Here is a 6,774-nt window from a genome sequence, read left to right as displayed (position 1 = left end):
AAGGCTTACGTTTAAATAAATTTACAGACAATTCCGCTTATCGGACAAGACCTACCCATTTTAATGCGACACTAGTGTACTAAATTCTATTAAAAAAAGGTTACCTCAAAAGGCAACCTTGGCTTCTTCCACTTCATGGATTGCTAATTTAGCAAAAAAAGTGCAAGAATTAAGACCATAAAAGCTGAGAGTTATGAAGTTAATTGGTGATAATCAGGCTTTTCAAAGACACTTTAAACTGATCAATTAAATCTTTGAAATACGTATTTTTCGATACAAATCTTATCGCGTAGTATCCTAAAATTCCTCCGAGCGTATTCGCAATTAAGTCATTTATGTCTACGCTTCTTCCACTATTCAACGTGATATACAGCAACAACTGTAGTACCTCTATAGTTAGACTGAACAAAAAACTCCTTACTGCTACAAGTTCCCAAGAAAGCTTGTTCTGCTTCACTACTAACCATTGGTAGACCCCAAATGGAACCAACATAATGATATTCAAAATAAAAGTCGCCATATCAATTGTCAGAATCGGAATCGGATTAATGCGGCTATACCAAGGACTCTGATTCTTATACATCCCCAAATTTATTTCAATCGGGAATGTTGTTAATGCAACCACAGAAAGTATATAGATACCTAGAGAAATTAGCGTGATGTATTGAAACATACTATAGTTCCTACTCTGTTTTTTCAATTTCAGTAGTACTACTAGTAAATACACAATAAATAATGGTCCTAGAATATAACCTGCTTCAATCGTCTTCATAAATGACCACGATTCTTCTGTTGTCATGCCAATCCACTCCTCTTCTTCAGATCAATGCCGTATCTGCAATTAAGCTAATACATTTATTATTCCATTGAAATCTGAAGAAACAGGTAGGACAATTCTTAAGGTTTTCTTAGGCTTTTATTGAAGATGAGAAAAACTAACTCTCCGTTTTCCTCATCAACCTGTGTAAACCCAAGCTTCTCTAGCAACTGAACAGACGCATGATTTTCCGGCGCCACTCCGGCCATAATCTTATAGTCGCCTTGCTGCTGGATCCACGAAATCATTGCCTGGGTGATTTCATACGCGTACCCTTGTCTTTTGCAAGACGGGCTGATGGTATAGCCGATCCAGAAAATCTCATCTTCCTTTCTAATGAAGACATCCCCTAGCAATGCTTGATCGGCTTTTCTGACGACCGCATATTGCACTCCGCTTTCCAGGGCAGTTTCCTGCAATAGAATCTCTTTATATTCTTCTAGCGATAATCCTTTAAACGATTGGTATTTCATCCATTCCGCATTATTGCGATATTCGGTGAAAGCATCTAGATCGCTTTCCGCAAAACGTCTTGTATAGCATCTATCTGATTCAAAGATTGCGTTGATGTTCTGATCCATCTTGGTCACCTTCACCCTCCTTTATCATGTACTACTTATTATTTGAGCTACCTGAAGAGAGGCCCGTATACTAAACGATTCAAATTACTTACTCCGTTCACTCCGGATACAAAAAATGACCTAAATAAATCATAATAGTTACTAGGATCAAACATTTTTAGTGAGTAGTCTAATACATCTATATTTTCCATTGCATTATTTTTCTAGTAAAAAATATTAATAGATGCTCCGTTTGATATACTGTCAAATATAAAAAACTCTATTAGTTACAACCTGTTTGGCTAAGGTATTAATTCTTAGTCTATCTTTCTGTTTATTTATTCTACTGTGCTTTCACTACAAGTATTTTTACTGATGATGTTGCCCCTAATAACAATCTACTTGAAATGTTGAGAAGCAATTTACTCAAAAAATCGAAGTATAATTTCGTTAATTAGATTAAACATAAGATATAACGTAACTTATTTGTTACACATTTAAATAAGAACATGTTACACTCTTACTAAGGGATTTTGCTCCATAAAATTTATAAAAAATTTCCAATTTAATGGGGGGCATTTAAAATGATTACCAATGAACTAATTGGTCACAATTTAAAACGTAAACGTGAAGAAATGAATTTAACACAACAACAAGTTGCAACATTATTAGGCCTTAAAAGAGAACAAGTTTCATTTTTTGAGAATGGTCATAGATCAGTTAATACTTCATTATTGCAAAAATTTGCGAGCATTTATGACTGCAAAATCGTTGAATTATTAACAGTTGCTGAAGATAAAGAGATTAATCAAGTATCTTTAGCATTTCGAGCAAATGAAGAAATTAATGATGATGATCTTAAAGTAATTATAAATGCTAAAAAGCTACTTGTAACATTTAACAAATTAAAAACCTTATAAAGTAGGTGCTAAAGTAAACTATGGACTTAAATGAGAAAATTAAAAATTTAGCTGATATTGAACGATCAGCAAATCATTTTAGTGAACTACAATCAATAGATTTAGATGCCTTATATGAAAGAAATAATATTCATTTGCTTGAAAAACCATTAAGTGACGACATCTCAGGTGTTTTTATGAAACATGACAATGAATGTATGGTTATTATTAATACCAATAAAACTAAAGGTCATCAGAATTTCACTAAGGCACATGAATATTATCATTTCAAATATGACAAAGATCTTACCACTCAAATTTGTAACGTCGCAAAATTTGATCATACAAATAAGTCCGAGTTAAGTGCTGATTTATTTGCAACCTATTTTTTAATGCCTGAAAATGGTATTAAATCAATTTTAGCAGAGGTTTTACAAAATAATGATGGTGAAATAGATATTAGCGTGTTACTTCACCTTGAAAATATTTTTAAGGTTAGTCATATGGCTATGGTTCGTAGATTACAAGATTTAAATTTAATATCAACTGAATTAGCACGATATTTTTTCGCAGTCAGAATTCGATCAACTGCACAAAGATATGGTTATCAGCCTGACCTTTACCACTCATCCAAAGAAACTCGTCTGTATTCAGATTACAAAGAATTAGTTGAAAAACTATATACTGAAGAAAAAATAACTGAAAAAAAATATGATGAGCTCTTGAATAATATTACCTCTTTAGGAATCATCAATACTCCTTATGAATTTGAGGAGGAATATATCGATGAATAGTATCATTTGGGATACAGATGCATTAAGTGCTTTTCTATGGATAAACAAGCTTGAAATTTTAGTAAAAAAATATTCAGATTTCGAAAATATTGTATTAGAAGCTGTACTTGATGAACTGCAAAATCCCAAAGTTCCGCACCTTTATGAACGATTTTTAGTTCATGAAAAGAGTTTTGTATTTACAGATTTAGATATTACTAATCTTGAACAAATTACATATTTTGAGAATTTAACTGAAGTAATGGGTGTAGGAGAAGCAGCTTGTATAACTTATGCAAAATTTTACTCTGGACAATACATTGGTAGCAATAATCTTTCAGACATTGCTAGTATTTGTGAAGAGGAAAACATTGTTATAAAAACTACTGGAATAATTTTATGTGAATTAGTAGATGATTCAGAGCTGACATTAGCTGAAGCCGAACAAATTTGGACAACTATGAAGAGTAAACGTAGAAAATTACCAGATTGCTCCTTTCATGATTACTATAGTCAAAATGTAAATGCTGATTAAAAACGTCAATTTGTTGACGGTATTGTTTGTCCAGGAATTGACGGATATAATGTCCTTAACAAACCTGAAGAAAGGAAAAGACGCCTCCCATGATGTCGGCCATTACCAGTGGCGCGACGGAAGACGTCCCTCAAACAATATGATTGTTGTCTCTGATTATAGCATAGTCAAATGCGCCGAGAAAAGCGTTTTTTATTAAATGTGCAGAAAAGGTCCCTTGTCCCTGTTGCGAGCATCTGGAGTACAAGGTCATTGGTTCGAGAGAGCGTAAGTTGAAAGATGAGACAGGTAGTGCAAGAACATTTGTGGTCAGAAGGTTGCGTTGTAAACAGTGTGAGAAGATTCATCATGAGCTCCCTGACCTGATGATCCCCTATAAACGTTACGCTGCATCCGTACTTGAAGAGACGATCTTCCAGAGCTCCCACCTGACGGTGGCGGTAGATGAATCGACTCTGTATCGCTGGAGAAAGTGGTTCGATGAGTTGATCGACTACTGGCTGTTCATCCTACAATCCATACTTATTCAATTTCAGAAGAATGAGGCCTCGATAGCCGACCTGTCCAGTCGGCTATTGCCTGTACATAAGCGAGTCGGACAATGGTTCGGTTCAGCACCTGGTTGGCTGGGAAAGATTGTCCATCCGGTTGCGAACCGTCATTTTTGGATACATACCCGTTCTGCGTTTTTGTCCATCCTCCCATCGACTACACTTCAATTATCGACTAGAAGGAGTGTGGAGAATGGGAAGAACAAAAGCAGATGAGAAGGCAACAAATCGGTTTCAGATGATCGCGCCACTATTGAATGAAGAACTAGATCAACAGGAACGAGGAAGGCTCCTCAAGCAGGTCGCGTCACATCATGGACTTTCTGAACGCACCATCCGGCGCTATCTCTCACAATTCAAGACTGAAGGGTTCGAGGGGCTGAAACAGAAGCAATATCGATCAATCCCAGTAGAGTCACAGGACCTGGTGCTCGAGCAGGCCATCTTATTGCGACGTGAGGTGCCGAGCAGGAGCATCGCCTCCATCATCCAGATATTAGAATGGGATGGAGTCGTAGAAAAAGGTACATTGAGGCGCTCTACATTGCAGGAACGGCTAGCCAAGCGTGGTTATAGTGCGCGCCAGATGAAGTTGTATCATGAGACATCTGGTGCTGTCCGTCGTTTTCAAAAGCGCAGTCGAAATGCCTTGTGGCATTCTGACATCAAATACGGACCGTACCTGCCGATCGGACCAAACGGCACGAAGAGACAGGTCTATATGGTGGCCTTCCTCGATGATGCGACACGGTTCCCATTGCACGTCTCGTTCTATGAGATGCTTGACGCACGGTGTGTTGAAGATGCGTTTCGCGAATCTGTCCGAAAGCATGGTGTGCCAGAGAGTGTGTACTTTGACAACGGCAAACAATATCGCACGAAATGGATGGCAAGGACCTGTTCCAAATTAGGGATACGTCTCCTCTATGCCCGTCCCTACTCGCCTGAATCGACTGGGAAGGTAGAACGTTTCAATCGAACATTTGAGGAGTTCCTACAAGAGGTGAAGCTCGAAAGTCCACAGACCACCGATGAACTGAACAAGTGGCTGGAGGTCTGGTTGGAAGAGCGCTATATCCATAAGCCACATCAGGCGTTAGGTGAGAACACGACGCCGCTCGAGGCCTATCGCAAAGAAGGTACACCGATCCGTCACATATCGGCTGAAGACCTTGCGCATGCCTTTCTGCATTCAGAGAGCCGAAAGGTCGATAAAGCCGGTTGCATCAGTTTCCAGGATGAGAAATATGAGGTCGGAATAAACTTCGTGGGCTGTAAGGTCGAGATCACCTATGATCCACAGGACACCGATGAATTGATCGTAGATTACCCAGGATATGATAGCTGGAAGGCAAAACGATTGGTGATAACCGAGCGGACCGGAAGGCGTCCATCCCTTCCAGAAAAGATGACGAAGGAACCTGCCGGTTCTTCAAGACTTCTAAAAGGTGCACAGAGAAAGAACAAAGAGCGACGGGCAGCTGCCATGACCCCTACTGTTCCAGCAGTCAGCTTCCGAAATATCGGAAAAGGAGGATCAGAACATGTTTGAATCCTTCTTTGAGATGCGCCATACCCCTTTCTCGCGTAGCATCCCGACAACTGAACTCTATGAATCTACTCAGCTAGAAGAGATCATCGGACGACTAAACTACGCCGCAGAACGTCAACTGTTTGCGGTGATGACCGGAGAATGTGGACTCGGAAAGACGACAGCGATCCGCCGGTTCACAGATCAGTTGGACCCGTCGCGTTTCAAACTCCTCTATCTTTCCGACAGTAAACTGACACCCCGTCATTTTTACAAGGGGATGTTAGAACAGTTAGGACTTGAAGCGAAGTTCTATCGAGGTGACTCGAAACGGCAATTACACCGCGAGATCGAACTGATGAAAGGCATCCATAAGTTGACGCCCGTCGTCGTCGTGGACGAAGCACATCTACTCGACCGTGAGATGTTAGAAGAGGTGCGCTTTCTATTGAACTTTCGTATGGATGCGCAAAGTCCGATGGCATTGATCATGGTCGGTCAGACGGAACTATGGGACCGCCTACAGTTACAGTCCTTTGCGGCAATCCGTCAGCGTATCGACATCCAGTTCAAGCTCGACCACCTTGATCGGTCGGAGACCGAACAATACATGAACAAACATCTGCGCTATGCAGGTGTCGAGCGAGATATCTTCAGTGACCTGGCAATCGATGAGATCTTCAGTTACTCGAGTGGCGCATCCCGATTGATCAACAAGTTGGCGACACATTGTCTTCTGTTCGCAGCACAGAATGGCTCCCGCATCATCGACGACCGTATGGTCAAGAAGGTGATCGAAGGTGAACTGGCATGAAGAAGAGCCGTTGGAAGAAGATGCGTTATGAAGAAAGTCTCGACTGTTGGGTGGTCGTCTGGGATGACGAGACAGGTTACAGGATGCGATGCGGAGAATGGTTCGAGTTGTACCTTGGGTACGGGAAGGTGCTCTCGTGTCGTCTAGTGTTTATGGCAGTATAAAAATGTAGTGTTTGGCAGTTAATTTATGCAGCCTCGTAAGAGGCTGTGAAAATAAGAAAAGCCACTTGTCAGCATCTCTCCATACAATTAAACTCTCTGATATTGGGCTAACAATATTCAGGGAGGTACA

9 protein-coding genes are annotated in these 6,774 nt (G+C 40.1%); 7 read left to right on the top strand and 2 right to left on the bottom strand.

All coding sequences use genetic code 11. The features are described 5' to 3' along the window. Positions 1 to 199 precede the first annotated feature (199 nt). Together CF394_RS11445 and CF394_RS11440 are read right to left on the bottom strand one after the other, a co-directional pair. Positions 200 to 799: a VanZ family protein gene (locus CF394_RS11445; RefSeq protein ID WP_094943795.1), complete on the bottom strand. Its 600-nt coding sequence runs from the start codon at positions 797 to 799 to the stop codon at positions 200 to 202. 98 nt (positions 800 to 897) lie between these two features. Continuing rightward, a complete protein-coding gene (locus tag CF394_RS11440) occupies positions 898 to 1,398 on the bottom strand; it encodes a GNAT family N-acetyltransferase (RefSeq protein WP_094943797.1) in 501 nt (166 codons plus the stop codon). Between the two features lie 563 nt (positions 1,399 to 1,961). Here CF394_RS11440 and CF394_RS11435 point away from each other — a divergent pair. The 7 genes from CF394_RS11435 (at position 1,962) to CF394_RS15830 (ending at position 6,644) form a co-directional block, all read left to right on the top strand. Beyond that, the gene (locus CF394_RS11435; RefSeq protein WP_094943794.1) at positions 1,962 to 2,297 is read left to right on the top strand and encodes a helix-turn-helix domain-containing protein; all 336 of its coding nucleotides are present in this window, start codon (positions 1,962 to 1,964) and stop codon (positions 2,295 to 2,297) included. A gap of 20 nt (positions 2,298 to 2,317) precedes the next feature. Next, positions 2,318 to 3,070, top strand: a complete 753-nt coding sequence (locus CF394_RS11430; protein ID WP_094943792.1) for an ImmA/IrrE family metallo-endopeptidase — start codon at positions 2,318 to 2,320, stop codon at positions 3,068 to 3,070. After that, entirely contained in the window at positions 3,063 to 3,584 is a 522-nt protein-coding gene (locus tag CF394_RS11425) for a PIN domain-containing protein (protein ID WP_094943790.1), read from the top strand. Before CF394_RS11430 ends, CF394_RS11425 begins: the two co-directional genes overlap by 8 nt. A 194-nt stretch (positions 3,585 to 3,778) precedes the next feature. After that, the gene (locus CF394_RS11420) at positions 3,779 to 4,351 is read left to right on the top strand and encodes a DUF6431 domain-containing protein (protein WP_279327661.1); all 573 of its coding nucleotides are present in this window, start codon (positions 3,779 to 3,781) and stop codon (positions 4,349 to 4,351) included. Continuing rightward, the gene (locus tag CF394_RS11415) at positions 4,329 to 5,687 is read left to right on the top strand and encodes a DDE-type integrase/transposase/recombinase (protein WP_094943789.1); all 1,359 of its coding nucleotides are present in this window, start codon (positions 4,329 to 4,331) and stop codon (positions 5,685 to 5,687) included. Before CF394_RS11420 ends, CF394_RS11415 begins: the two co-directional genes overlap by 23 nt. Continuing rightward, entirely contained in the window at positions 5,680 to 6,480 is an 801-nt protein-coding gene (locus CF394_RS11410; protein ID WP_094943787.1) for an ExeA family protein, read from the top strand. Before CF394_RS11415 ends, CF394_RS11410 begins: the two co-directional genes overlap by 8 nt. Continuing rightward, positions 6,477 to 6,644, top strand: a complete 168-nt coding sequence (locus CF394_RS15830) for a DUF5348 domain-containing protein (protein WP_165767548.1) — start codon at positions 6,477 to 6,479, stop codon at positions 6,642 to 6,644. The genes CF394_RS11410 and CF394_RS15830 overlap by 4 nt, the downstream gene beginning before the upstream one ends. The last annotated feature ends 130 nt before the right edge of the window (positions 6,645 to 6,774 follow it).

Origin of the sequence: Tetzosporium hominis (assembly GCF_002265435.1) — a bacterium.
Lineage (GTDB): Bacteria > Bacillota > Bacilli > Bacillales_A > Planococcaceae > Chryseomicrobium > Chryseomicrobium hominis.
Note: the sequence above shows the minus strand (reverse complement) of the source record. Positions and strands in the feature narration are given on the sequence as shown.

Bases quoted from the DNA above. Each gene is read 5' to 3' on its own strand.
- CF394_RS11445 (WP_094943795.1), bottom strand. From the start codon at position 799: ATGACAACAGAAGAATCGTGGTCATTTATGAAGACGATTGAAGCAGGT.
- CF394_RS11440 (WP_094943797.1), bottom strand. From the start codon at position 1,398: ATGGATCAGAACATCAACGCAATCTTTGAATCAGATAGATGCTATACA.
- CF394_RS11435 (WP_094943794.1), top strand. From the start codon at position 1,962: ATGATTACCAATGAACTAATTGGTCACAATTTAAAACGTAAACGTGAA.
- CF394_RS11430 (WP_094943792.1), top strand. From the start codon at position 2,318: ATGGACTTAAATGAGAAAATTAAAAATTTAGCTGATATTGAACGATCA.
- CF394_RS11425 (WP_094943790.1), top strand. From the start codon at position 3,063: ATGAATAGTATCATTTGGGATACAGATGCATTAAGTGCTTTTCTATGG.
- CF394_RS11415 (WP_094943789.1), top strand. From the start codon at position 4,329: ATGGGAAGAACAAAAGCAGATGAGAAGGCAACAAATCGGTTTCAGATG.
- CF394_RS11410 (WP_094943787.1), top strand. From the start codon at position 5,680: ATGTTTGAATCCTTCTTTGAGATGCGCCATACCCCTTTCTCGCGTAGC.
- CF394_RS15830 (WP_165767548.1), top strand. From the start codon at position 6,477: ATGAAGAAGAGCCGTTGGAAGAAGATGCGTTATGAAGAAAGTCTCGAC.